21 protein-coding genes are annotated in these 24,262 nt (G+C 39.7%); 16 read left to right on the top strand and 5 right to left on the bottom strand.

The window, feature by feature from the left end; all coding sequences use genetic code 11:
- The first annotated feature begins 197 nt into the window (after positions 1 to 197).
- Positions 198 to 1,259 (top strand): glycosyltransferase family 4 protein, encoded by a 1,062-nt coding sequence (locus tag G4Z05_RS00980; protein ID WP_163250054.1) that lies wholly within the window; start codon positions 198 to 200, stop codon positions 1,257 to 1,259.
- A 130-nt stretch (positions 1,260 to 1,389) separates the two neighbouring features.
- Here the strand turns inward: G4Z05_RS00980 and G4Z05_RS00975 are convergent, their stop codons facing one another.
- The gene (locus G4Z05_RS00975) at positions 1,390 to 2,028 is read right to left on the bottom strand and encodes a YigZ family protein (protein WP_163250052.1); all 639 of its coding nucleotides are present in this window, start codon (positions 2,026 to 2,028) and stop codon (positions 1,390 to 1,392) included.
- A 294-nt stretch (positions 2,029 to 2,322) separates the two neighbouring features.
- Between G4Z05_RS00975 and G4Z05_RS00970 the strand changes: the two genes are divergently transcribed.
- The 7 genes from G4Z05_RS00970 (at position 2,323) to G4Z05_RS00940 (ending at position 9,203) form a co-directional block, all read left to right on the top strand.
- On the top strand, positions 2,323 to 3,483 hold the full coding sequence (locus G4Z05_RS00970; RefSeq protein WP_163250050.1) for a sensor histidine kinase: 1,161 nt from the start codon (positions 2,323 to 2,325) through the stop codon (positions 3,481 to 3,483).
- A gap of 16 nt (positions 3,484 to 3,499) precedes the next feature.
- Positions 3,500 to 4,183, top strand: a complete 684-nt coding sequence (locus G4Z05_RS00965) for a response regulator transcription factor (RefSeq protein ID WP_163250048.1) — start codon at positions 3,500 to 3,502, stop codon at positions 4,181 to 4,183.
- A gap of 127 nt (positions 4,184 to 4,310) precedes the next feature.
- Entirely contained in the window at positions 4,311 to 5,150 is an 840-nt protein-coding gene (locus G4Z05_RS00960; RefSeq protein ID WP_163250046.1) for a DegV family protein, read from the top strand.
- 607 nt (positions 5,151 to 5,757) lie between these two features.
- On the top strand, positions 5,758 to 7,251 hold the full coding sequence (locus G4Z05_RS00955) for an ATP-dependent helicase ComFA (RefSeq protein WP_163250044.1): 1,494 nt from the start codon (positions 5,758 to 5,760) through the stop codon (positions 7,249 to 7,251).
- 22 nt (positions 7,252 to 7,273) lie between these two features.
- Positions 7,274 to 7,990, top strand: coding sequence for a ComF family protein (locus G4Z05_RS00950; RefSeq protein WP_163250042.1), 717 nt, complete (start codon positions 7,274 to 7,276; stop codon positions 7,988 to 7,990).
- A gap of 347 nt (positions 7,991 to 8,337) precedes the next feature.
- Entirely contained in the window at positions 8,338 to 8,880 is a 543-nt protein-coding gene (gene hpf / locus G4Z05_RS00945) for a ribosome hibernation-promoting factor, HPF/YfiA family (protein WP_038537382.1), read from the top strand.
- Between the two features lie 68 nt (positions 8,881 to 8,948).
- Positions 8,949 to 9,203, top strand: a complete 255-nt coding sequence (locus tag G4Z05_RS00940; RefSeq protein WP_163250040.1) for a hypothetical protein — start codon at positions 8,949 to 8,951, stop codon at positions 9,201 to 9,203.
- Positions 9,204 to 9,220: 17 nt separating this feature from the next.
- Here the strand turns inward: G4Z05_RS00940 and secA are convergent, their stop codons facing one another.
- Positions 9,221 to 11,737 carry a preprotein translocase subunit SecA gene (gene secA, locus G4Z05_RS00935; protein WP_163250038.1) on the bottom strand — a complete coding sequence of 839 codons (2,517 nt, stop codon included), beginning with the start codon at positions 11,735 to 11,737 and terminating at the stop codon, positions 9,221 to 9,223.
- A 266-nt stretch (positions 11,738 to 12,003) separates the two neighbouring features.
- Here secA and prfB point away from each other — a divergent pair.
- The 8 genes from prfB to G4Z05_RS00895 all read left to right on the top strand — a co-directional run bounded on the left by prfB (position 12,004) and on the right by G4Z05_RS00895 (position 21,446).
- Positions 12,004 to 13,105, top strand: a protein-coding gene (prfB, locus tag G4Z05_RS00930) for a peptide chain release factor 2 (RefSeq protein WP_163250036.1) whose coding sequence is annotated in 2 segments (ribosomal slippage) — positions 12,004 to 12,075 and positions 12,077 to 13,105 — 1,101 coding nt in all. Because the reading frame shifts where the segments join, the coding sequence is not laid out codon by codon here.
- A 307-nt stretch (positions 13,106 to 13,412) separates the two neighbouring features.
- Positions 13,413 to 14,273, top strand: coding sequence for a YitT family protein (locus tag G4Z05_RS00925; RefSeq protein WP_163250124.1), 861 nt, complete (start codon positions 13,413 to 13,415; stop codon positions 14,271 to 14,273).
- Between the two features lie 54 nt (positions 14,274 to 14,327).
- Positions 14,328 to 14,663 (top strand): cytochrome c551, encoded by a 336-nt coding sequence (gene cccB, locus G4Z05_RS00920; RefSeq protein ID WP_163250034.1) that lies wholly within the window; start codon positions 14,328 to 14,330, stop codon positions 14,661 to 14,663.
- Positions 14,664 to 15,160: 497 nt separating this feature from the next.
- Complete coding sequence (ftsE, locus tag G4Z05_RS00915) at positions 15,161 to 15,847, top strand: cell division ATP-binding protein FtsE (protein WP_163250031.1); 687 nt, start codon at positions 15,161 to 15,163, stop codon at positions 15,845 to 15,847.
- Entirely contained in the window at positions 15,837 to 16,730 is an 894-nt protein-coding gene (gene ftsX / locus G4Z05_RS00910; protein ID WP_163250029.1) for a permease-like cell division protein FtsX, read from the top strand. Before ftsE ends, ftsX begins: the two co-directional genes overlap by 11 nt.
- 132 nt (positions 16,731 to 16,862) lie before the next feature.
- Positions 16,863 to 18,173, top strand: coding sequence for a murein hydrolase activator EnvC family protein (locus G4Z05_RS00905; RefSeq protein WP_163250027.1), 1,311 nt, complete (start codon positions 16,863 to 16,865; stop codon positions 18,171 to 18,173).
- 323 nt (positions 18,174 to 18,496) lie between these two features.
- A complete protein-coding gene (locus G4Z05_RS00900; RefSeq protein WP_163250025.1) occupies positions 18,497 to 19,954 on the top strand; it encodes a S41 family peptidase in 1,458 nt (485 codons plus the stop codon).
- 298 nt (positions 19,955 to 20,252) lie between these two features.
- Positions 20,253 to 21,446, top strand: coding sequence for a PDZ domain-containing protein (locus G4Z05_RS00895; RefSeq protein WP_163250023.1), 1,194 nt, complete (start codon positions 20,253 to 20,255; stop codon positions 21,444 to 21,446).
- Between the two features lie 132 nt (positions 21,447 to 21,578).
- Here the strand turns inward: G4Z05_RS00895 and G4Z05_RS00890 are convergent, their stop codons facing one another.
- From G4Z05_RS00890 to G4Z05_RS00880, 3 genes are all read right to left on the bottom strand, one after another.
- Complete coding sequence (locus tag G4Z05_RS00890) at positions 21,579 to 22,433, bottom strand: manganese catalase family protein (protein WP_163250021.1); 855 nt, start codon at positions 22,431 to 22,433, stop codon at positions 21,579 to 21,581.
- Positions 22,434 to 22,791: 358 nt separating this feature from the next.
- On the bottom strand, positions 22,792 to 23,538 hold the full coding sequence (locus tag G4Z05_RS00885; protein ID WP_163250019.1) for an amino acid ABC transporter ATP-binding protein: 747 nt from the start codon (positions 23,536 to 23,538) through the stop codon (positions 22,792 to 22,794).
- Between the two features lie 14 nt (positions 23,539 to 23,552).
- Positions 23,553 to 24,212, bottom strand: a complete 660-nt coding sequence (locus G4Z05_RS00880; RefSeq protein ID WP_163250018.1) for an amino acid ABC transporter permease — start codon at positions 24,210 to 24,212, stop codon at positions 23,553 to 23,555.
- Positions 24,213 to 24,262 lie beyond the last annotated feature (50 nt).

Below are 24,262 nucleotides of genomic sequence, written 5' to 3'. Positions count from 1 at the left end.
CATGTCAAAAAAGGTTATTCCTTTGGGAATGGCCTCTTTTTTTATTCAGATAGAGGAAATAAATGGAAATGAAACTAAACCTATTATGAATAACAGGCGTCACAACCCCCCCGTCTTATTTACCGATTTTTACTATCTCCTTCTTGTTTTTGTTTTCTGTTTAATGGACAAACTGACTAGCAAGGAGGATGGTTCCGATGCTGTATATGACTTTAATTATATGTTTTGCTCTTTCCGTTTTTATTACACCATTTATCAAAAAATTTGCTTTTCTAATCGGTGCAACTGACCGTCCGAATCAACGTAAAGTTCATCAAACGGTCATGCCCAGGCTAGGGGGATTAGCGATCTATATTAGTTTTATGATTGGAATGCTGCTTGTTCACCCGGTGAACCAATTCTCCTTAGCTATTTTAGTTGGTAGCTTTATCATCCTTATAACAGGCATTTTGGATGACCTATTCGAATTATCTGCCAAGTATAAGCTTATCGGCCAACTGGCTGCCGCCTGTATCGTCGTTTTTTGGGGAAATTTGCAAGTCGACTTCATTAATCTCCCATTTGGCGGGCAGCTTCAATTTGGTTTTTTAAGTATTCCCTTTACGATCATTTGGATTGTTGGGATCACGAATTCCATCAATTTAATCGATGGGCTTGACGGCCTTGCTGCGGGCGTATCCTCTATCGCTTTAATCACCATTTCGGGAATGGCTATCATTCAAGGGAATTTTTATGTTATGGCTGTTGGGCTCATTGTACTTACGAGTACCATTGGTTTTTTAATTTACAATTTTCATCCCGCAAGCATTTTTATGGGAGATACAGGTGCTTTATTTTTAGGGTATATCATATCTGTTCTTTCGCTGCTTGGTTATAAAAATGTAACCTTTATTTCGTTTGTTATTCCGGTGATTATTTTGGCTGTTCCAATTTCAGATACGTTTTTTGCCATCCTCCGCAGGGTGATTCATAAGAAGCCGTTAGGTGCCCCTGATAAACAGCACCTCCATCATTGTATGCTCCGCATGGGCTATTCTCATCGGCAAACAGTCCTGCTTATCTATGCCATGTCTGCCTTTTTTGGTTTAATTGCTGTTATCTATTCCCAGGCTCGAATCGGAGGCGCCATTTTCTTAATTGCTGTTGTCATCATCATGATTGAAATCATTGCGGAAAAAATCGGCCTTGTTGGCAGGAATTATCGTCCAATCTTAAATATTTTACAAACCCTAAGAACAAATACAGTAAAAAACAGATAAAAAAGGACTCATAAAAAATGTCGCATGAGTCCTTTGCCTTTTTACTTATGTAAAAAGGATTATCATTTCTATAAATTTTCCCAATTGTCTTGTTCTATTTGTACTAATATAATTCTCCTAAAGACTACATTTATTTAATAAAATCTTCTTCAAGATAAAGGGTTTCTCCTTTTTCGATGGTACATTGGCCATTGGTCAGTTCAACCATCCATTCAGAAAACGTATTAATTTGGCTTTCATCAACATAAACCTCTACTTGAACAATATCTAAATAATGGATATCTTTAATTTTATATTCAGAGGCACGCAGTTCTTTTTCAATTTTTCCAAGCCAAGTGTAATCAATTTTCACCTGCATCACTTGTACGAGTCGTCTTTGGACTATACCTGTCGCGTCAAGACCTTCTGAAGTTGCTTTACCATAAGCACGAATAAGACCGCCGGCGCCGAGTTTTATTCCGCCAAAATAGCGAGTGACAACAACGGTTGTATCCTTTAGCTGTCTTTTTTTCAAGACCTCTAGGATTGGTACCCCAGCCGTGCCACTTGGTTCACCATCATCATTTGCTTTTTGAATTTGATCGTGCTCTCCAATTAAATAGGCGGAACAGTTGTGGGTAGCATTCCAATGTTTTTTCTTAATCTTTTGAATGAATTCCTGGGCGTCTTGCTCTGTTTCTGTTCTTTTTACATGCGCGATAAAGCGAGATTTTTGAATGATAATTTCGTGTTCTCCGTATTCTTTTACTGTTAAATATTTAGAAAGCATTTTAGGCTATTAGACTCCTTTCATGAATTTTTATGCTATGCTATTAATCGAGTAAGAAAATGTACCTTTATAAAAAAATTATTTAATATACCTTTAATATGGATGTAACCTTCGAATGATATAATAGGTAAGTGAACATTTTTGTTAGGCTATATGTAGTAGAGTACTAGAATTATTATACTACTTTTTTATGAAATTGAGGTTGTTGTCGTTTGGAGACCGTTTTTAGCAAAATGGTTCAAGCGATGAAAAGGATGGTAAGGCCTAATGGAAAATGGCCCCGGAGGAATGAGTATGAATTTGTCGAAAGTGAAATCGATTGATGATATTAGAGAAGAAATGATTGAAACCGTGACATGCAGTAAAAGTGATATTTTTCAAATTAGTGAGACATGTCGTCAGCATTATGAAAATGTTACTAATGAATTAGCGGAGATCGAACAGACGATGACGACGCTTTTGAAAGAAGGTAGCAAGCTGGAGGAAGAAGTTGCTCAAGCAAGGCAAAAGCTTTCAGAAGTAAGCATGAATTTTAAAAAATATACCGAAGAAGAGGTCCGTAATGCTTATGAAAGGGCCCACCAGCTGCAAATGGATTTATCCATTAACAATCAATATAAAAAGCAGCTCATGGAAAAAAAAGAGGAGCTCGAGCAGCGTCTGATTGGAATTAATGAAACGATTGATCGGGCGGAACAGCTCATCTCGCAAATATCTGTTGTAATGAATTACTTGCAAAGTGATTTAAAACAATTTGGTGAGGCGTTTGCTACTGCGAAAGCGAAACAGGATTTGGGGTTAAAGATTATTGAAGCCCAAGAGGAAGAACGTAAACGACTTTCAAGGGAAATTCATGATGGTCCTGCACAAATGTTGGCGAATGTTATTGTTCGTTCTGATATCATTGAGCGCGTTATTCGTGAGCAAAATACGGAAGATATTTTTTCGGAAATTCAAAGCTTTAAGAAGATGGTGCGTTCAGCCCTCTATGAAGTACGCAGAATTATTTATGATCTGCGTCCAATGGCGCTAGATGATTTAGGACTAGTTCCAACACTCAAAAAATATTTGCAAACCATTGAAGAGTACCATAATTATCATCCGCAAATTGAATTTATCAATCTAGGCTTAGAAAAAAGGCTTCCAAGCAATTATGAGGTGGCTTTATTCCGTCTCATTCAGGAATCAGTGCAAAACGCATTGAAACATGCGCAAGCCTGCCAAATTAAAGTGCAATTGGAGATTACTGAATCTGCTGTTCGTGTCGAAATTAAGGATAACGGAAAAGGATTTGATCTTTCACAAAAGAAATCAAATTCGTTCGGTCTAATTGGGATGAGAGAGCGAGTTGACCTACTTGGTGGGGAAATCATCTTCGATTCCAAAATTGGCAAAGGAACAATTGTTAAGATTAAAGTACCACTAAGAATGAATCAGTTAATAGATAAGAACTAAGGGGAGGCACAGGATTATGACAACAAAAATTGTGATTATTGATGATCACCAACTATTTAGAGAAGGTGTTAAAAGAATACTCGAGTTTGAAAAAACGTTTCAGGTGGTTGCGGAAGGAGACGATGGCAACGAAGCGGTGGCACTGGTGGATGAGCATCGCCCTGATGTTGTCATCATGGATATTAATATGCCACAAATGAACGGTGTGGAAGCCACTCGTGAACTGGTGAAAAGATATCCTGATACAAAGGTCATCATTTTATCCATTCATGATGATGAAAATTATGTAACACATGCCTTGAAAACAGGAGCGTGCGGCTATTTGTTAAAAGAAATGGATGCGGATGCATTGATTGAAGCCGTTCGGGTAGTAGCAGATGGAGGATCCTACTTGCATCCTAAGGTTACTCATAATCTGGTTAATGAGTATCGTAAACTGGCTGCAGGTGTCAGCAAAGGAGCTTCATATTCCCATGGAATGGAAGTTCGCCGTCCATTGCACTTATTAACCCGTCGCGAATGTGAAGTTTTGCAAATGCTTGCTGATGGAAAAAGTAACCGCGGTATTGGAGAGTCACTATATATTAGTGAAAAGACAGTTAAAAACCATGTATCCAACATTTTACAAAAAATGAATGTAAACGACCGTACCCAAGCCGTTGTCGTTGCCATAAAAAACGGCTGGGTGGAAGTGCGATAAAAGGGCATGCTACAATAGGCATGCTCTTCTTTTTTTGACTTTCATACAAAAGAATGCATTTTAATCCTTTTTCATTTAAAATAATGTACATATATTATAAGTAGATAATAAGGATGGTTAGTAATATATGAAAACGGCTATTGTCACAGATAGTACTGCTTACATACCAAAAGAAGTACGTGATAAATGGAATATCCATATGATCCCATTACATGTGATCTTCGGAAATGAAGTATATCAGGAAGAAGTCGATTTGGACTGGCAGCAGTTTTATCAAATGGTGAAAACAAATGAGCTGCCAACCACTTCCCAGCCGCCGATTGGCCAATTTGTCGAGCTGTTTGAAAGGCTTTCAAAGGATTATGATGCCGTCATTAGCATCCATTTATCAAGCGGCATCAGTGGAACGTATCAAGGTGCAGTGACTGCAAGCACAATGGTGGATGGAATTAAAGTATTTCCATTTGACTCGGAGATTAGTTGTATGGTCCAAGGTTTTTATGCATTGGAGGCAGCAGAATGGGCTTCTCGGGGAGAAGAACCGGAAAAAATCCTCGCACGCTTGGAAGAGTTGAAGAAAGATGCCCGCGCTTATTTTATGGTGGATGACCTTTCCCATCTTCAGCGTGGAGGCCGTTTGTCCGGAGCAGCTGCCTTTATTGGAAGCCTGCTTCAAGTCAAACCATTGCTTCATTTTGTAGACAAAGTGATTGTACCATTTGAAAAAATCCGCACACGGAAAAAGGCATTGAAGAGGATCGCCGACTTGCTTGGTGAAGACGCCAAACTGGGTGGCCACTATCAAGCAGTCATCATTCATGCCAATCGTGAGGAAGAAGCAAATCAGTGGAAAGCGGAGCTGGAAAAGCTGTATCCAAATGTTGAATTCTCCATTGGCTACTTTGGCGCTGTCATTGGTACCCATCTCGGCGAAGGCTCCATGGGCATGGGCTGGATCAAAAAATAATTCTGTTAAAATAACTGCCATTCCGACTAGGTCGGAATGGTTTTTTATTTTTAAAGAGTATGATTTTTAACTCATACATGCACCCTAGTGACGTATGGCTTCTCTTTATGGTCGGTCAACATTGAATCGCTATCCAGCTTTTTCGTGTTTCTTATTTTTTAGTTGTCTCGTTCGTATTTTCGCATGAAAAACGAAGCAGAAATCGGTCGAATTTCATGTAGGTTATCCAAATTTTACGGAAAAATCGTAAAATTCGACTCCTTTCAGCAGGATTTTTACATACATTCGAGAATTAAAAAGAAATAAGGACAGGGAGTTTTTTACCATGGTGAACTTGTCCATGCCACTATATAACCTTCTAAAACAACTCCATCATCAAACTAAGTATAGTCAGATTTAATGGTGATTGAGTTTTTAAACAATGACCTTCCATGTATTCCACTTTATTATTTAGGCACTGTCTCTAATGAACAGTTCAAGCAATTGCACTGTTTTCCCCTCCGATAGAGAAGATACCTCCCTTTTTTGTAAGTCCTTGTTTCTTTATAGTGAGTTCGTTATCAAAAAGTTATTTTTCTATAAGCAATCAGAAAGAAGGTTTCTATAGATGCGTTTTATACTATTCCATAACAAACTCATCCCACAGAAAACAAACACAAATGGATCCAAAAGAATTTCGCAAATGGATCTCATTCCCCAGCCACAACCAAACCCCAATTACCCATTTAATCCTAAACTCCAACTCCTGCTCTCAGGTAAACAGCTTCTTTTTGACGATATTCCCTTTCCCCTAGAGGAAATTCAGGAACATTATGAAAATGGCTATGTAACGTATCGCAAGGGAATTAAGTATACAGCCGGGAAAAAGCCATATTGTGTTCGTTGTGGAAATAAGAAGCCATACTGGTTTGCCGTTTATCCGTGTGCCAGATGCCAAGAAGCCTGTATCTATTGTCGTCGTTGTTTAATGATGGGGAGGATTAGCGAATGTACACCACTAATCGGCTGGAACGGGCCGATGCCTGATGCTCCTCTCCCTTCCAAAATCCTAGCTTGGCAAGGGAGCTTATCTCAAGGTCAGCTGGAAGCATCAAAACGGGTGGTGGAGGCCATCTTGCAAAATAAAGAGTGGTTGATTTGGGCCGTTTGCGGGGCAGGAAAAACGGAAGTTCTCTTTGCAGGAATAGAGGCTGCACTTGCTACGAAAAAAAGAATTTGTATTGCCACTCCTAGAACAGACGTAGTTCTTGAGCTTACACCTCGACTCAAGTCCGCATTTCCTGATATCCCAATTGCTTCTCTTTATGGGGGGAGCGAGGACCGTCATGTATTTGCCCCGCTAACGATTGCCACAACCCACCAATTGCTCCGCTTTTACCAGGCCTTTGATGCAATGATTTTGGATGAAGTGGATGCATTTCCCTATACAGTAGAGGAAGCCCTGCAACATGCGGCCGTTCAAGCACGAAAGCTTACATCTTCTATGATTTACTTAACCGCAACTCCGAATGAAAAGTGGCAGAGAGAATGTCGGACAGGAAAAAGAGCATTTACCACGATCCCGGCCAGGTACCATCGTCATCCGCTCTCCGTTCCTGAATTCGTCTGGTGCGGAAACTGGAAAAAATCCCTTCGTAAAGGAAAACTTCCTGAAAACGTCTTATGCTGGATTAAGACTCGTTTGCAAAACAACAAACAGTCGCTCCTCTTTTTTCCCCATATTTCCTTAATGGAAGAAGCACTCCCACTTGTAAAAAAGCTTGCACCAGCCACCGAAGCCGTGCATGCGGAAGATCCTTGTCGAAAAGATAAAGTACAAAGAATGCGCAAAAAAGAAATCCTTTTTCTTCTCACTACGACAATTTTGGAACGAGGGGTTACTTTTCCCAATATTGATGTCGCTGTCATCGGGGCGGAGGATTTAATATTTACGGAAAGTGCCTTAGTGCAAATTGCCGGTCGTGCTGGAAGGAGTAAGGAGTATCCGAAAGGAGTTGTTACCTTTTTTCATTATGGCAAAACGAATGAAATGATAAAGGCAAAAAGACAAATTGTCTCGATGAATCGGGAGGGGATAGCACGTGGTCTGATCGATGTGTAACTAATCAAAAGGGGGGATTTTATTGAGCTTTTTTTTCTTGGATTATTGTTATATTTGTCAAGAGAGAATTCTGCCGGATATTAGCTGGAAAGCCTTATTTTCACCTGAGAAAGAATCTTTCATTTGTACGGATTGTAGGGGGAAGTTTGAACGAATAGAAGGAGAGACATGCCGGATTTGCAGCCGTCCTTTTCAGCAGATAGATAATCCTTTTCGTGACGAAGATGTATGTTACGATTGTTTCCGTTGGGAGGAAGATCCCGAGTGGCAAGGGGTGCTTGAAAAAAATACATCTATGTTTGTTTATAATGAGTTTTTGAGAGAGGTTATAGCGAAATTTAAATATCGGGGAGATTATATGTTGGTAAAAGTATTTTCAGAATCGTTTCGGAAAAAGGTGCAAGGATTAGTGGTTGATGTATTTGTACCGATTCCATTAAGTGAGGAACGGTTATATGAGCGTGGATTCAATCAGACTGAGGCAATTTTAATAGAAGCAGGACTTCAACCTTCCAATATACTCACTCGAATCCATACAGAAAAACAATCTAAAAAGTCACGAACTGAAAGAATCCACCTGCCTCAAGTATTCCAACTTCTCCCCAATCCCCAAATAGAAGGAAAAAAAATCCTATTAGTAGATGACATCTACACAACCGGATCCACACTACGGCACGCCGCCAAACTCCTCAAACAGGCAGGAGCCGCCACCATTCAATCCATCACCATAGGAAGATAATGGTTTTTGTCGATTTTGTCCATCAAAGGTGAACAGTTTTTGACAGTTATGGTGCTATTGATGACCAGTATTTTCTAGGTAGGTTTCATGTATCATGTCAGGCAAGCTCTTTTTACATTCCTAGGTCCAAAAGGATATATTAAAGTTCAGTTCTTCTACAGGTCAATAAAATAAGGTAGTACATTCCTTTAGTAGTTTTTGCTTTTATGGCTATGCTAAAAATAAGTACTATTTGCCTATGCGTTTTGTCAAAAAATCGACAAAATTTTTGTACTATTTTAGCAGGATAATCATAGTGTTAAATCGAAATGTATTAACATAGCCTTAAATAAAGGAGGACTCTACACATGAATTATCACGTACGTGGCGAGAACATTGAGGTAACTCCAGCAATCAGAGAGTATGTAGAAAAGAAAATTTCAAAATTGGAGCGTTATTTTAACGAAGCGCCTGATGCGAAAGTAAATGTGAATCTTAGATTCAATCCAGATAAATCTTCTAAAGTAGAGGTAACGATCCCACTACCACATTTAGTTTTACGAGCAGAAGAAACGAATAGTGATATGTATGCAGCGATCGACCTTATCACAGACAAACTTGAGCGTCAAATCCGCAAGCATAAAACAAAAGTAAACCGCAAATTCCGGGAAAAAGGAAATGTGGACTTCCAATTTTCTGTGACAAATACAAATGATACTTCTGATGAGGAAGAGTTAGAGGTTGTCCGTACAAAGCGGTTTGATCTTAAGCCGATGGATAGCGAAGAAGCGATCTTACAAATGAACTTGCTTGGGCATAATTTCTATGTATTTACAAATGCCGTTACAAACCGTACCAATGTTGTTTATAAACGGAAAGATGGTCGTTACGGCTTAATTGAAGCACATTAATCATATTGTCGCTGTCAAGAGTGATTTGCTCTTGGCAGCGTTTTTTATTTTAAGAATAGGAAAGCAAATTGTCTATTATCGCTAGAATCGAGAGGCCTGACGGCTTCGCTCTCTGGCTTATGCTTCATCCACATCGTATTATCTTTGGATTCTCGTATGTTCTTTTTATTCCATCAGCAATTATTCCAATGGTTTCCCCTATTTTTATGGATGGTTCCCCTGATTATCCAACTTCTGTTGATATTCCATCATTTTCAGGATTTTATCCTTGGACAATCTCCTTAAAAGTGAAAAAAGCCGGCGTTATTATCGCCGGCTTATGAAAAAAACATCGTTCCAATTATCTTGCTGCACCGCAACAATTTTTGTACTTCTTGCCGCTACCGCAGATACATGGATCATTACGCCCAATATTGATCTGATTAACTTTCGGCTTTTTCTTAACAGGACCGCCTTCGCCTTCTTTCGGATTTACCGCATGTCCTTTGGCGACTTCTTGACGTTCAAGGTTGTTACGGATTTCCGCTTTCATGATATACATCGCGGTTTCATCTTCAATCGCTTCGATCATCGCCTCAAACATAGCCAGTCCTTCATGCTGGTATTCGCGCAATGGATCAATTTGACCATAGGCACGAAGATGAATTCCTTGACGAAGCTGATCCATCGCATCGATATGATCAATCCATTTGGAGTCTACTGCTCTTAATGTAACCACTTTTTCAAATTCACGCATTTGCTCCGGAGAAAGAAGTTGTTCCTTTTCTTCATACCGTTCTTTCACCTTCGCCATGATTAACTCGACCATTTCCTCCGGCTCTTTGCCGCGAAGGTCTTCTAGCTTCACATCACCTTCAGGAAGCAGGTTCGCATGGACATAGTCGACTAGCCCCTGCAAATTCCACTCTTCCTCATCTGCATGACGAGGAGCAAAAGCGTCCACATGGCGCTGTACTGAACTTAAAATCATATTTTGCACAATTTCACGCAAATTATCTGATTCCAATACTTGGTCACGCTGTTTATAAATGATTTCCCGTTGTTGACGAAGTACGTCATCATATTGCAATAGTTGTTTACGGGCGTCAAAGTTGTTGCCTTCCACGCGTTTTTGTGCAGACTCTACTGCTCGAGATACCATTTTACTTTGAATTGGCTGGGAATCATCCATGCCTAGTCGCTGCATCATGGCTTTCATATTATCTGAGCCAAAACGGCGCATTAATTCGTCTTCCATTGATAAATAGAACTGGGTTACCCCTGGGTCCCCTTGACGACCGGAACGACCGCGCAACTGATTGTCAATTCGCCGGCTCTCATGGCGCTCGGTACCGATGACAGCCAATCCGCCCAATTCAAGAACACCTTCGCCAAGCTTAATGTCTGTTCCACGACCTGCCATGTTCGTTGCAATGGTGACGGCTCCACGCTGTCCTGCTTCGGCGATAATTTCCGCTTCGCGTGCGTGGTTTTTTGCATTCAATACATTATGGCGAATGCCTTTTTTCATCAGCATCTTGGAAATTAATTCGGACGTTTCAATTGCCACTGTACCGACAAGGACGGGTTGTCCTTTTTGATGACGTTCAGCAATATCCTCAACAACAGCGCGAAATTTTCCTTCCATGGTCGCATAAATCAAATCTGGCCGGTCATCCCGGATCACTGGTTTGTTCGTTGGGATGACGATAACATTCATATTATAAATATTACGGAATTCTTCCTCTTCCGTTTTGGCCGTACCCGTCATTCCAGCTAATTTTTCATACATCCGGAAGTAATTCTGGAATGTAATGGTGGCCATTGTCATGCTTTCATTTTGGATTTCAACGCCTTCTTTTGCCTCAATCGCTTGGTGTAAGCCATCACTATAGCGGCGTCCTTTCATCAAGCGGCCGGTAAACTGGTCAACAATGATGATTTCTCCGTCTTGAACGACGTAATCTACATCGCGATGCATAGTTACATTCGCTTTCAGTGCCTGATTAATGTGATGATTCAAGGTCACATGTTTGATGTCAAAAAGATTTTCAATTCCAAAAGCTTTCTCTGCCTTACTGATTCCTTCCTCAGTAAGAATAACGGCTTTTGTCTTTTCATCATACGTATAGTCTTTATCTTTTTCTAACGTGCGGACAAACGCATTCGCTTGTAAATAAAGGGTCGTAGATTTTTGAGCCGTACCTGAAATAATTAACGGTGTCCGTGCTTCGTCAATAAGGATGGAATCGACCTCGTCAATAACAGCAAAATAAAGTGGGCGCTGTACTTTTTGTTCTTTATACAGAACCATGTTGTCACGCAAATAGTCAAAGCCAAACTCATTATTTGTCCCGTATGTAATGTCACAGGCATAGGCTCTTTGCTTTTCGTCTTTATCCATGCTGTTCAAATTTAGACCGACTGTCAGACCTAAGAATTCGTACAGCTTGCCCATTTCTTGTGCGTCACGGCTAGCTAAGTATTCGTTTACCGTCACAACGTGCACGCCTTTTCCGGCAAGGGCATTTAAGTAAACGGGCATGGTAGCAGTTAATGTTTTACCTTCCCCTGTTTTCATTTCTGAAATATTTCCTTCATGAAGGGCAATTCCCCCCATTAACTGTACATGATACGGATAAAGTCCAAGAACGCGGCGGGCTCCTTCGCGGACAACGGCAAAAGCTTCTACAAGCAAGTCATCAAGGGATTCGCCCTTTTGGTATCTTGCTTTAAACTCCTCTGTTTTCCCGCGGAGTTGTTCGTCAGTGAGTCTTTCTGTTTCTGTTGCTAATGCATCAATTTTTGTTGCAAGCTTATCTAAACGTTTGAGCTCACGTTTATTCATATCAAAAATTTTATTTAAAATTCCAACCATCTATTGAACGCTCCTTTTTCGAGACTCATAACCTTCTTTTTATAAGAAATAATTTCAAAAAATTAGTTGATATTCTTTATCATCTTACCATTTAATGCTATACAGTGACAACAATGATGGTAGGGAGCGTTTTAGCTCATTATTTTTGATTCTTTACTATGCATTTTGAATTTTTTCAGGTTCTCAAGTTATAATGTACAAGTACAATATCCTATTCTTAATGAATAAAATATGAAGCAGGTTTATCTTTAATAGAGGTGACGAAGATGGAATTAGCGGAAATTCGTAATGAACTTGAAAAAACAGCTAAGAAATTAGCGGATTTTAGGGGGTCTCTTTGACCTCGAAAACAAGGAAGCCAGGATTGCCGAATTAGAGGATATTATGCTGCAACCTGATTTTTGGAATGACCAGCAGGCGGCCCAATCGATTATTAGTGAGGCAAACAGCTTGAAGGATCAAGTTCAAGAATTTTATAAACTGAATGAAATGTACGAGAATCTTGATGTGACTTATGAGCTTGTAAAAGAAGAAAACGATGCAGAACTGCAAGCAGAGCTGGAAGAGGAACTTGGGCAGTTGACGGAACGATTAAATCAATTTGAATTACAGCTCCTTTTAAGTGGAGAGTATGATAAAAATAATGCGATATTGGAGCTACATCCAGGTGCGGGCGGAACGGAATCGCAAGACTGGGGCTCGATGCTACTTCGCATGTATGTCCGCTGGGCAGAGAAAAAGGGCTTTAAAGTAGAGACCTTGGATTATCTTCCGGGAGATGAAGCAGGGATCAAAAGTGTTACCCTTGCCATTAAAGGCCATAATGCTTATGGGTATTTGAAGGCAGAAAAAGGGGTTCATCGATTGGTGCGAATTTCCCCATTTGATGCTTCTGGTCGACGTCATACTTCATTTGTTTCCTGTGATGTCATGCCGGAATTTAATGAACAAATTGAAATTGAGATCCGTTCTGAGGATTTAAAAATTGATACGTACCGTTCAAGCGGTGCCGGTGGACAGCACGTCAATAAAACCGAATCGGCTGTACGGATTACGCATATCCCGACAGGTATCGTTGTTGCATGTCAAACGGAGCGGTCTCAGATTCAAAACCGTGAACGGGCCATGAATATGTTAAAAGCCAAGCTTTATCAACGGGAAATGGAAGAAAAGGAAAAAGCGCTAGCGGAAATTCGCGGGGAGCAAAAGGAAATTGGTTGGGGAAGCCAAATTCGTTCTTATGTCTTCCATCCATATTCTATGGTCAAAGACCATCGGACAGGTGCTGAAACCGGTAATGTTCAAGCCGTAATGGATGGAGATATTGACCTGTTTATTAACGCATACTTGCGCTCAAGAATTTCATAATCCCATGAAAAAAAACCTTTGCTGGAGTAAAACAGCAAAGGTTTTTTTGTTAGAGTGGAAGGGAAATGGATGACATTTAAAAATATATAAAAGGATAACCAATATTAAAAAGTTTGCCTATTCTCTTGATCTGTACGAATAAACAAACCTTATGAAAACAGTATCGGCTGTTCATGCTAAATATAAATTTATCCCTTTAATACATTAGACCATTGCCATTTACACCATTTTTTACTCATGCTATACTCTCACTCGATGAACGGAAATAAATGAATAATAAGAGGAAATAGGAGTATCATCGATGAATATGTTGAACCATTTAACTGAAAGCTATCCAAGAACAAGGATTGTTGTTGATTATCTTCTAGTGCTAATCGGTTCGGCCATTATAGCGATAGCCTTTAATGTTTTTTTGCTTCCAAACCAAGTTGCTTCCGGTGGTGTGAGCGGTATTAGTACGATTTTAAAGGCTGTTTTTGGCTTTGAACCTGCCTATGTCCAATGGGCATTTAATATTCCTTTATTTATTGCTGGAGTGATTTTATTAGGAAAACAATTTGGCGTGAAGACATTGGTAGGAACAGTGTTTTTGCCGTTTGTAGTTTTCTTAACAAAAGGATGGCAACCGTGGACTCATGATGCCTTGCTAGGCGCATTATTCGGTGGCATTGGAGTAGGGATTGGTCTCGGAATTGTTTTTCGAGGAAAAGGATCAACTGGAGGGACTGACCTTGCAGCGCAGATCATCAATAAGTACACAGGATTTAGCCTTGGCCGATGTGTGGTCATGATTGATGGTCTCATTGTGTTGACTGCTGCTGTCGTTTTTGATATTGAAAAAGCTTTATATGCCTTAATTGCCCTTTATGTAACAAGCAAAACCATTGATCTTATTCAGGTTGGTTTCGGCCGTTCCAAAATGGCGATGATTATTACGAATAAACAGGAAGAAATTCGTGAGGGTATCCTGAATAAAATTGACCGTGGTGTGACAAAACTATCAGCATATGGCGGATTTACGGACCATGAACGTCCAGTGTTAATGTGTGTAGTCGATCAAACGGAGTTCACAAAATTGAAACAATTGGTTAAATCCCTTGATCCATCTGCATTTGTCATTGTTATGGACGCGGCAGAAGTACTAGGGGAGGGATTTAAAAAAGCCTAAGACTGGTATACAATAACACTGGTGGGATTATTTTCATTTGGGAGGATTTAATAAATGAAAAAGAAATGGCTTACCTTTTTATTGGGAACAACTTTAACAATGGGTCTTGCTGCATGTGGCGGTGGAGATGATAATGGAAATGGTAATGGAGGCGGAGATGAAACGGCTTCTGCCAGTGAAGGAGCAAAGATTTATGATCAAAAATGCTCCAGCTGCCATGGCGGTGATTTAACAGGAGGAATGGGTCCTGACTTAACAAAAGTAGGATCGAAGTATTCTAAAGATGAAATCCTTGGCATCATTGAGAACGGGAAAGGTGCGATGCCACCAAACGTTGTAACTGGTGATGATGCTGAACAAGTAGCAGACTGGTTATCTGCTAAAAAGTAATCATTTTTATCAACGCTCTGTGAGGAACACAGAGCGTTTTTCTCTTTTATAAAATTATTTATCGACTTCGATCACTGTCTAGCTCCAGCCCCTATGGCGAGACGCCTACACTCTCCGCCCTCCGATAAGTCAACATCAACTTGCCAATCGGCTCACCGTGTTTCCTCTAACTCAGTTGGTGAGCTCTACAAGGAAAGCTCCGGCAGCATCCACATCGCACGACGGAAAGCGATAGCTTTTGGGAGGAGGACATACATCCGCTGACCAGGGGGTACGCTTTTCTAAATTCGACAAATCTCTAGCCAATTTTGCTAATTATGGTATAATCAGTCATTGTTTGTATTCTTTGAAAAGAAACTGTAATATTTTTACCACTTTTTTTGACGAATGTTGATGTTATAATAATAGCATGTTGAATTATGCGTATATTTGTTATGGCATTTTTTGCAAATATTGTCGAATCTTCTGATTTGAAACTAATACGATAGGTGATATAAATGATAGAAATGCAAGGAGTATTTAAAAAATACCCGAATGGTGTTTCAGCTATTAATGGTATTGATGTAAAAATTAACCCCGGAGAGTTTGTTTATGTCGTTGGCCCAAGTGGTGCAGGGAAATCGACATTTATTAAAATGATGTATCGGGAAGAGGTTCCGACATCAGGGACGATTACGATAAATGGCGTTAATATTGCCAAACTAAAAATGAGTAAAGTTCCAATCTTTCGACGTAATATTGGTGTCGTGTTTCAGGACTTTAAACTACTTCCTAATCTAACAGTCTATGAAAATGTGGCATTTGCCTTAGAGGTTATTGAAGCTCAGCCGAAGTTTATCAAGAAACGCGTCATGGAAGTTCTTGACCTTGTCGGCTTAAAGCATAAAATTAAAATGTTTCCTTCCGAGCTTTCTGGTGGTGAGCAACAACGTGTATCCATCGCCCGTTCGATTGTGAACTCACCAAGAGTCGTGATTGCCGACGAGCCTACAGGAAACTTAGATCCAGAAACGTCTTGGGAGATTATGAAACTATTTGAAGAAATCAATGCTAGAGGAACCACCGTTGTTATGGCTACTCATAACAAGGAAATCGTAAATACATTAAAACATCGCGTCATTGCTATTGAAGATGGAAGAATTGTGCGTGATGAGCATAGAGGTGAATACGGTTATGAAAATTAGAACGATTGGCCGTCACGCCCGTGAAAGTATCAAAAGTATCGGGAGAAATGGCTGGATGACTTTTGCATCGGTTAGTGCCGTTACCGTTACTCTCATTTTAGTAGGTGTCTTTTTCGTCATCATGATGAATTTAAATAGGGTAGCAGAAACAGTGGAAGAAGATGTGGAAATCCGCGTTCATATTGACGTGGCGGCGACAAAAGAAAATCAAGACTCACTGAAAGCCCAACTTGAAGCCATTCCAGAGGTGAAAAGTGTTACGTTCTCTTCCAAAGAGCAGGAATTAGATGCCTTGGTTAAGAGCATGGGAGAAGAAGGAAAGGCATTTAAGCTTTTTGAACAAGATAATCCGCTTAATGATGTCTTTATTGTAAAAACAAAGAAGCCGAATGATACAATGAAGGTTGCGAAAAAGGTGGAAAGTTTCACCTATGTGGCAAAAGTAAAATACGGACAAGGTAAAGTCGAAAAGCTATTTAAATTTATTAATGCGAGCCGAAATGTTGGAATCGTATTAATCCTTGGCTTATTCTTTACAGCCGTTTTCCTTATATCTAATACAATTAAAATCACGATTATTGCTAGAAGAAAAGAAATTAAGATTATGAGATTGGTAGGGGCGACAAATGGGTTTATTCGATGGCCGTTCTTCCTTGAAGGCCTATTGCTTGGTGTACTAGGTTCCATCCTTCCAATTGTTCTAATTTCTATTGCTTATTATCGTGCTTATGATTATCTCAAACCTAAGCTTACTGGTACCTTTATTGAGGTGCTACCGTTTAGCCCGTTTGTGTATCAGCTTTCTGGATTGCTTCTGTTAATGGGGGCATTGATTGGTATTTGGGGAAGTATGATGTCGGTTCGAAAATTCTTAAAGGTTTAATGAAAAATCAGGAAGGAGTCCCTCAATCTCCTTCCTGATTTCATTGAATACAAGATTTTTTGTCATTTTAGAACATACATAGTAATTCTTACAAAATACATAATTATTAAGGGAAATGGAGGAAAAATCGGAATGAAGAAACAAGCTATTTCACTAGCTGTTGCTGCAACGGTTGGAATGGGGACAGTTATTGGAGGATTTGCGATTCAGACAGAGGCAGCTTCCATTTCTAGCTTGAAAGAACAGCAAAACAAAATTCAAAGCCAGCGATCTGATGTTCATTCAAACATTAAGGAATCGACTGAAAAACTAAGTGAGATTAAAAATCAACAAACCAATGTAAAAAACGAAATCCAGTCCCTTGATAAAGAAATCAGTGAAACAACAAAGCAAATTGAAGAGAAAACCGCAAAAATCGCGACTACCAAAGATGAGATTACTAAGCTTCAAGCGAAAATAGAGGAGCTTAAGGATCGTATTGAAAAACGTAATATTTTATTAAAGGAACGTGTCCGTAGCTATCAAGAAAATGGGTTGGGGATTAATTACTTAGACGTATTGCTGGGGTCCACAAGTTTCAGTGATTTTATTGAACGGGCAAGTGCAGTAGCCACATTCATGCAGGCAGACCAGGATATTTTAAAGCAGCATGAGGCAGACAAAAATGAGCTTGAAGCCACACAGCTTCAAGTGAAAAAAGAATTGGCAAGCTTGGAAAAGATGGTTGCCGAATTAGAGAGCATGAAGAAACAATTAAATGCGGAACGAGCAGAAAAGGATCAGTTGATGGCTCAACTTGTCCAACAAGAGGAAGAAGAACACAGTCATATGATGGATTTGAAAGAGCAGGAAAAACTTCTTGCTATTCAAGAAGCGGCTATCCAAAAAGCAATTAAACAAGAACAAGAGCGTCAGGCTAAGGCGGCGGCAGCAGCTGCTGCAGCAAAAAGCCGTACAACTCAAAGCAGTACTATTGCAAGCAGTGGAAATGCTCCGAAAGTATCGAGCGGTGGTGGTAGTGGAAGTGCACCGAACGTATCTAGCGGAGTATGGACACAGCCTGCTACAGGTTATGTTAGTTCCGGATTTGGGTACCGTAGTGCTGGACGACATGACGGCGTAGATATTGCTAATGGGGCAAGTGTTCCGATTCTTGCTGCTGCTGATGGTGTTGTGATAAGAGCTTACTATTCTACTACTTATGGAAATTGTATTTTTCTCTCTCATTCTATAAATGGACAGGTTTATACAACGGTTTATGCTCATATGTCATCGCTTGCAGTGGGAAGTGGTGCGACAGTCAAGAAAGGCCAAAAAATAGGGACTATGGGGAATACAGGCCGATCTAGAGGACAGCATCTTCATTTCGAACTTCATAAAGGGCCATGGACACCAGACAAACGAAATGCTATCAATCCAGTGGGAATTGTTCCACTACCATAATGGATTAAAAAGAAAGAGGTTGTCTCAATAGGAGGCAGCCTTTTTTGTTTTTGTGGTTATTAATAATGATAAGTCTAGTTTTCCATATAGGTTTCATGAATGGAGGGAGAGAAATATAAAATTAGTTGAACCATCTGATCAAGAGGGATAGTTTTAAATCTCGTGACCAATAGAAAAATAGCCTTCATAAGGCTATTTTTTATTAGCCAAGAAAGATAACGCCTATCATAACTCGTCCACCCCCATCATATATCTTAATAATCAAGCAGGAATTTGTGCCTTTCTCTACAATCAATAAAGGCATTTTACAGGGGGATAATAAAATGGAACGAAAATGGATAGCAATCCTTATGGCCGGCTCGCTATTAACCGGAGCAGGGGGAACCTATGCAGGAATGAAAGTAATGGAGGAGAAAAGGGGGAATCATACCCAGCTAGAACAAGCGCTAGTTCCTGCCAGTAAATCGGCTAATTCAGAAGTTGAAACGGATGATCTCGAGAAGGTTGAGCAGGCCTATGAATTAATACTCAATCGATATGTGGAACAGGTAGAACAGGAAAAGTTGATTGAAGGTGCGATTCAAGGCATGCTTTCCGCATTAAAGGATCCTTATTCCGTCTATATGGACAAGGAAACCACCAAGCAATTTACACAAACATTAGAATCTTCTTTTGAAGGAATTGGTGCAGAGGTAGGCATGGTGGATGGAAAAATTGTCATCATTTCTCCATTCAAAAATTCACCAGCTGAAAAGGCAGGGATTAAGCCAAATGATGAAATTGTAAAAATAAATGGAAAAAGTGTGGAAGGACTTGATTTGAATAAGGCCACGTCAAAAATACGCGGGAAAAAAGGAACAACGGTTACAATCGAAATTGCTCGGAAAGGTTTAAAGGAGCCTCTAACTTTTAAGGTGAAGCGCGATAAAATTCCACTTGAAACGGTTCATTCAGATGTAAAAAAATATGATGGGAAAAAGATTGGCTATATTGAAATCACTTCCTTCTCCGAAAATACCGCCGCCGATTTTAAAAAGCAATTAAAGGCATTGGAAAATGATCATATTAAAGGGTTGATTATTGATGTACGCGGAAATCCCGGTGGTCTATTATATAGCGTAGAAGAGATCTTAAAGGAATTTGTCCCAAATGATAAGCCATACGTTCAAATTGAGAAACGAGATGGAAAAAAACAACGATTTTTCTCAAGTCTTTCCGAGAAAAAGAAATATCCGGTAGCAGTCCTTGTTAACAAGGGCAGTGCCTCTGCTTCAGAAATATTAGCAGGGGCCCTCCAAGAGGCAGCTGGCTATCAGATTGTTGGGGAAAAAACTTTTGGAAAAGGGACAGTTCAGCAAGCTATGCCAATGGAGGATGGTAGTAACATCAAACTTACCTTATTTAAATGGCTTACACCTAATGGAAACTGGATTCACCAAAAAGGTATTAAGCCAGATGTGAAGGTTTCTCAGCCAAAAATCTTTTCTACCCATCCCCTTCAGGTAGAGGAGCCACTGGAACAGGACATGAATAATGAGCAAGTGAAAAATGCCCAAGAGATTTTAGAAGCCTTAGGTTTAGGTCCGGGACGAACAGATGGATATTTTAGTGAAGAAACAGTGGATGCCGTCAAAGTCTTTCAGCAAAATCATCATCTTCTTGTAACAGGGAAAATTGATGCTAAAACAGCGGCCAAGCTCGAGACAGCAGCCATGAATGAAATGAAGAAGGAGAAAAACGACCTTCAGCTACAGGCTGCATTAAGATTGGTGGCTAAATAATTGCATGTAGAAAGGAGCAGTTGAATGGGAAAGCCATTCACTGCTCTTTTTTTTACAAAATATGATCATTTCCGCGGAAATATCAACAAATTTCGAGATTCTTGCTCTTTTGTGAATGGGGATCCCTCTATCATTAAACAGGAATTTATTTTTGAAACATCTGCTATTCCAATACATGTCAAGTAAAATAGACTTTTAACATATTACTAGAAACTAGTTCAATATTTTATGGTAAAATAAAATTTAGAGACTTTTATAGAAAATTACTAGAAATGAATGATAGAGGTAGGTGACTGTATTGGTGCAAATATGGCTTGTGGAGCTTCTTAAAGGGACAGGCAAATTCTTTCTTAACCCCGTTTTATACTATCTCTTTTTCCTTGCAGGAATTTTAGGGGTCATGAGGGTAAAACGTGAGAGAAAAAATTTCCATATACGGGCAGAGGATGCGTATTTTGAGCTCCGGCAGTTGCTCCCACATGGGATTTATATTGGTTTGACGCTTTCAATTATCGTTGTTGCCATCGGTGTGACGATTCCGTTTGCGGCGATCTTACTGATAGCTGCCTTTACTTTCTTGCTCTCCCTTACCACAAATGTACGTTGGATTTCACCGGCCTATACAGTCGGAGGGGCATTTTTTACTGTAATTTTTTTAGCTGAAACAAAATGGAACATACCTCTATTATCTCATGTTTTTGAAAAAATCGATGAGAAGATCTACCCTTCCATTGTGATTGTCCTCGGTTTATTATTAATAGCTGAAGGAATGTTGATTGCGAAAAATGGAGGAATTGGAACGTCTCCTAAACTGATCAAAAGTAAACGCGGTCAAATGATTGGAGTGCATGAAGTGAAACGGCTTTGGATGTTGCCCATGTTTTTGTTAATTCCGGGTAAGGCTCTCCAGCTATCTATTGACTGGTGGCCAGTGTTTCATTTAGGGGAAAAAGAGTATTCTCTTATTCTTGTTCCATTTGCCATTGGATTTCATCAGCAAGTGAAGGGAATGCTTCCAACTGTAGCTATTCAACAACACGGAAGACAGGTCATATTTTTAGGCGGGCTTATCACTTTACTATCCATTGCTGGCTACTGGTATCCGCTTATCTCGATTGTGGTGGCAGCACTGGCCGTCATTGGACGTGAAATGATCACGTTAATGGCTTACTTAAAGGACGAAAATAGACCATTTTATTTTTCGAAAAAGAATCAAGGATTAATGATTATTGGAATTATCCCAGGTTCGCCAGCCAATAAAATGGGACTAAAAGTCGGTGAAATCATTGCGAAGGTGAATGGGATGAAGGTTCATGATGAATCTACATTTTACGAGGCTCTCCAAAAAAACCGAGCTCATTGCAAACTCGAAGTCCTTGACACAAACGGGGAAATTCGTTTTGAGCAGCGCGCCCTCTTTGATGGGGATCATCACGAACTAGGAATCCTTTTCGTTCAGGATCAGAGGAAATATGATAAGAAAACAGGATAAATGATACTTGATTAGGCTATTCTGCATCGAGCTCGACGAATCGTCGAGCTCTCTTTATTTTAGGAAATAATGTACAATCTGTTTTATTAGTTTAATCATTATAAAAGGACATATTGGATCCCTCTTAGATGATTATTCATTTAGATCAGACAGTCCTGGACTATGCTCGTTTGGCATTTCTGGAAGGACTGGAACTGGAGCTCCTTGTGGTGGTCCTACCACACTTAACTGCCCTGAACTTCTGCTTGGAGATTCGCCTTGGAATATTTCAGCCATTCGTGTTTCATCCAGTCTGAAATTAAATAACACATTATTGTATCCCATTTCAACATATTTCCTACATTCAGGATATTTATTGATATCATAATTCGGAACAGGAAAGATTTTTGCCCAATTTACGCCTAACTTTTCTAAAGCTTTTGCATAAGCATTTTGATGAGCATTGTCCCGAACAATTAGGAACGCTAGTGTTTCTCTAAACGCTTTATTGGAACTCATTTCATAAATCCTTGTTTTTTGTAAAACTCCTGTTGATTCTAACACAAGATTATCAAGGAGATCGGTAATTAAATTTCCGTGGCTATACACATAACTACCTTGCCAAGGGAGTCCAGCAGCATCGACTGGAAGAGAGGCTTGAGCCCCCATAATAAAATGATGTGGGTTGGAATGGGCGGTTGCCTCCTCTAATGGTGCACCTGTTGTTCCTTGATTACCAACTCCTGGTTCGCCTGACCCATTTAATAGTTGATTAATGGTCGATTGAACAAGTTCAACATGACTAATTTCTTCTAGGAAAATGCCTCTAATTAAGTCTCGAAATTCTTTGGCTGGCCCCCGAAAATTGGAGCTTTGAAAAAAGAACTGCATCATTGTTCTCATTTCACCAAAACGTCCACCTAATACTTCTTGAAGAACTTTAGCTGCAGCTGGATCAGGCTCATCCGGAATAATAGGATTAATTAAATCTTCTTTATAGAAATACACTGTTATACCTCCAAATTGAAATGGTAAATTCGATTTTATTATTCCGGTATTTCGTAACGATATTCTTTTGAACCATTTTGCTTTAGTTGGTAACATTTATAATATTAAGGGTGATTTATATAGATTTCATTTGCAGGCAATGTGCTCTACAGGGCATTCTTTTGAGGGATTAGTAAGACATCGTTCTGAAAGTGGAACAACATCATTCGATTTAGGTTGTTAAAATCACCATTCTATTTAAAACGATTAAACGGCCTTAACCCTATGGAAGATAGAGCTAAAGCCGCTTAGGTCATTTCATATTGATTTCACTGTTTTGATAGGGAGTATAAATACTAATCGTACTTAGAGTGAAAATTTATTTCAAACTCCGATTTAAAAATGCTTTTGTCCGTTCAAACTGTGGATTTTCAAATAATTCCGTTGGATGACCGGATTCAATGATTTCTCCATTATCCATGAAGATCACACGATTGGCCACTTCTTTTGCAAACCCCATTTCATGTGTTACGACAATCATCGTCATATGTTCCTCGGCAAGACCTTTCATGACTTGCAATACTTCGCCAGTTAATTCCGGATCCAAGGCTGAAGTTGGTTCATCGAACAACAGAATATCAGGATTCATCATGAGTGCCCGGGCAATTGCCACACGCTGCTTTTGTCCTCCGGAAAGCTTGGCAGGGTAAGCATCCGCCCAGTTAATCAGACCTATTTTTTCAAGAAGTTGGCTGCTTCGTTCACGTATGATGGTCGCTGACTCCTTTTTCACCATTTTAGGAGCGATTTCCAAATTTTCTCGTACCGTCAAATGAGGAAAAAGGTTAAAATGTTGAAAAACCATCCCCATTTTAGTGGTTATTTTCTTAATCTCTTGCGGGCTAGCGTAAATGCCGTCCTTTACTAGAGAATCGCCAGCTACTGTGATGCTACCGCCGTCCACTTTTTCAAGATGAACGAGACTGCGAAGCATCGTACTTTTTCCAGAACCGGACGGGCCGATAATCGCCACCACATCATTTTTATCGACATCAAAAGTAATTTGCTTCAACACATCCAATTGCCCATATGATTTTTTTAAATTGGATACTTCGATGATCGCCATATTCAACACTCCAATTATTCAAATTTAAACCGTCTTTCCATCCATTTAAAGCTCATCGAAATGATAAGTGTCATGAAAAGATAGATCACCCCAGCAACAAAGAATGGAAAAATAGTAAAATCACGGTTAACAGCCGTTTGTGCATAATGTAGCAACTCCGGTACAGCTACAGCATATAATAGCGCGGTATCTTTCACTAGTGTTACTGATTCATTCGTTACAGCTGGAAGGGCAATGCGAAACATTTGTGGCAAGATAATCCGTGTCGTCGTTTGCCATTTATTCAATCCCAAAACTTGGGCTGCTTCATATTGTCCTTTATCGATGGCCAATAAACCACCGCGGAAGATTTCTGCAAAATAAGCGGCATAATTAAGAATAAAACCTAAACATGCGGCCACAAAACGATCCAAGACCAAATATTCACCTACAACTGGAAGCATTGGCAGACCGAAACAAATGAGTAATAGTTGAAGCAAAAGTGGTGTTCCTCGCATGATATAAATATAACCATGAGCAAACCAAGATAATGGCTTGAAGTTACTTCTGACAGCTAGTGTTATTAAAAATCCGAGCGGAATGGATGCAATGATCGCGATGAAAAATAACAGGACGGTCATTTGCGCCCCTTCGAGCATCGGTTTCAGCATCGTCATAAAATTATCCATAGACATCATGACTACCTCCAAAAACAAAACAGGGTTTCCATAGGAAATCCTGTTTT

Source organism: Neobacillus thermocopriae (genome assembly GCF_010975035.1).
In the GTDB taxonomy this organism is placed as follows: Bacteria; Bacillota; Bacilli; order Bacillales; family Cytobacillaceae; genus Neobacillus; species Neobacillus thermocopriae.
This window is presented reverse-complemented; position numbering and strand designations above follow the sequence as displayed.

Coding starts and splice junctions, on each gene's coding strand:
- G4Z05_RS00980 (WP_163250054.1), top strand. CDS start 198: ATGCTGTATATGACTTTAATTATATGTTTTGCTCTTTCCGTTTTTATT.
- G4Z05_RS00975 (WP_163250052.1), bottom strand. CDS start 2,028: ATGCTTTCTAAATATTTAACAGTAAAAGAATACGGAGAACACGAAATT.
- G4Z05_RS00970 (WP_163250050.1), top strand. CDS start 2,323: ATGAATTTGTCGAAAGTGAAATCGATTGATGATATTAGAGAAGAAATG.
- G4Z05_RS00965 (WP_163250048.1), top strand. CDS start 3,500: ATGACAACAAAAATTGTGATTATTGATGATCACCAACTATTTAGAGAA.
- G4Z05_RS00960 (WP_163250046.1), top strand. CDS start 4,311: ATGAAAACGGCTATTGTCACAGATAGTACTGCTTACATACCAAAAGAA.
- G4Z05_RS00955 (WP_163250044.1), top strand. CDS start 5,758: ATGCGTTTTATACTATTCCATAACAAACTCATCCCACAGAAAACAAAC.
- hpf (WP_038537382.1), top strand. CDS start 8,338: ATGAATTATCACGTACGTGGCGAGAACATTGAGGTAACTCCAGCAATC.
- secA (WP_163250038.1), bottom strand. CDS start 11,737: ATGGTTGGAATTTTAAATAAAATTTTTGATATGAATAAACGTGAGCTC.
- G4Z05_RS00925 (WP_163250124.1), top strand. CDS start 13,413: ATGTTGAACCATTTAACTGAAAGCTATCCAAGAACAAGGATTGTTGTT.
- cccB (WP_163250034.1), top strand. CDS start 14,328: ATGAAAAAGAAATGGCTTACCTTTTTATTGGGAACAACTTTAACAATG.
- ftsE (WP_163250031.1), top strand. CDS start 15,161: ATGATAGAAATGCAAGGAGTATTTAAAAAATACCCGAATGGTGTTTCA.
- ftsX (WP_163250029.1), top strand. CDS start 15,837: ATGAAAATTAGAACGATTGGCCGTCACGCCCGTGAAAGTATCAAAAGT.
- G4Z05_RS00905 (WP_163250027.1), top strand. CDS start 16,863: ATGAAGAAACAAGCTATTTCACTAGCTGTTGCTGCAACGGTTGGAATG.
- G4Z05_RS00900 (WP_163250025.1), top strand. CDS start 18,497: ATGGAACGAAAATGGATAGCAATCCTTATGGCCGGCTCGCTATTAACC.
- G4Z05_RS00885 (WP_163250019.1), bottom strand. CDS start 23,538: ATGGCGATCATCGAAGTATCCAATTTAAAAAAATCATATGGGCAATTG.
- G4Z05_RS00880 (WP_163250018.1), bottom strand. CDS start 24,212: ATGTCTATGGATAATTTTATGACGATGCTGAAACCGATGCTCGAAGGG.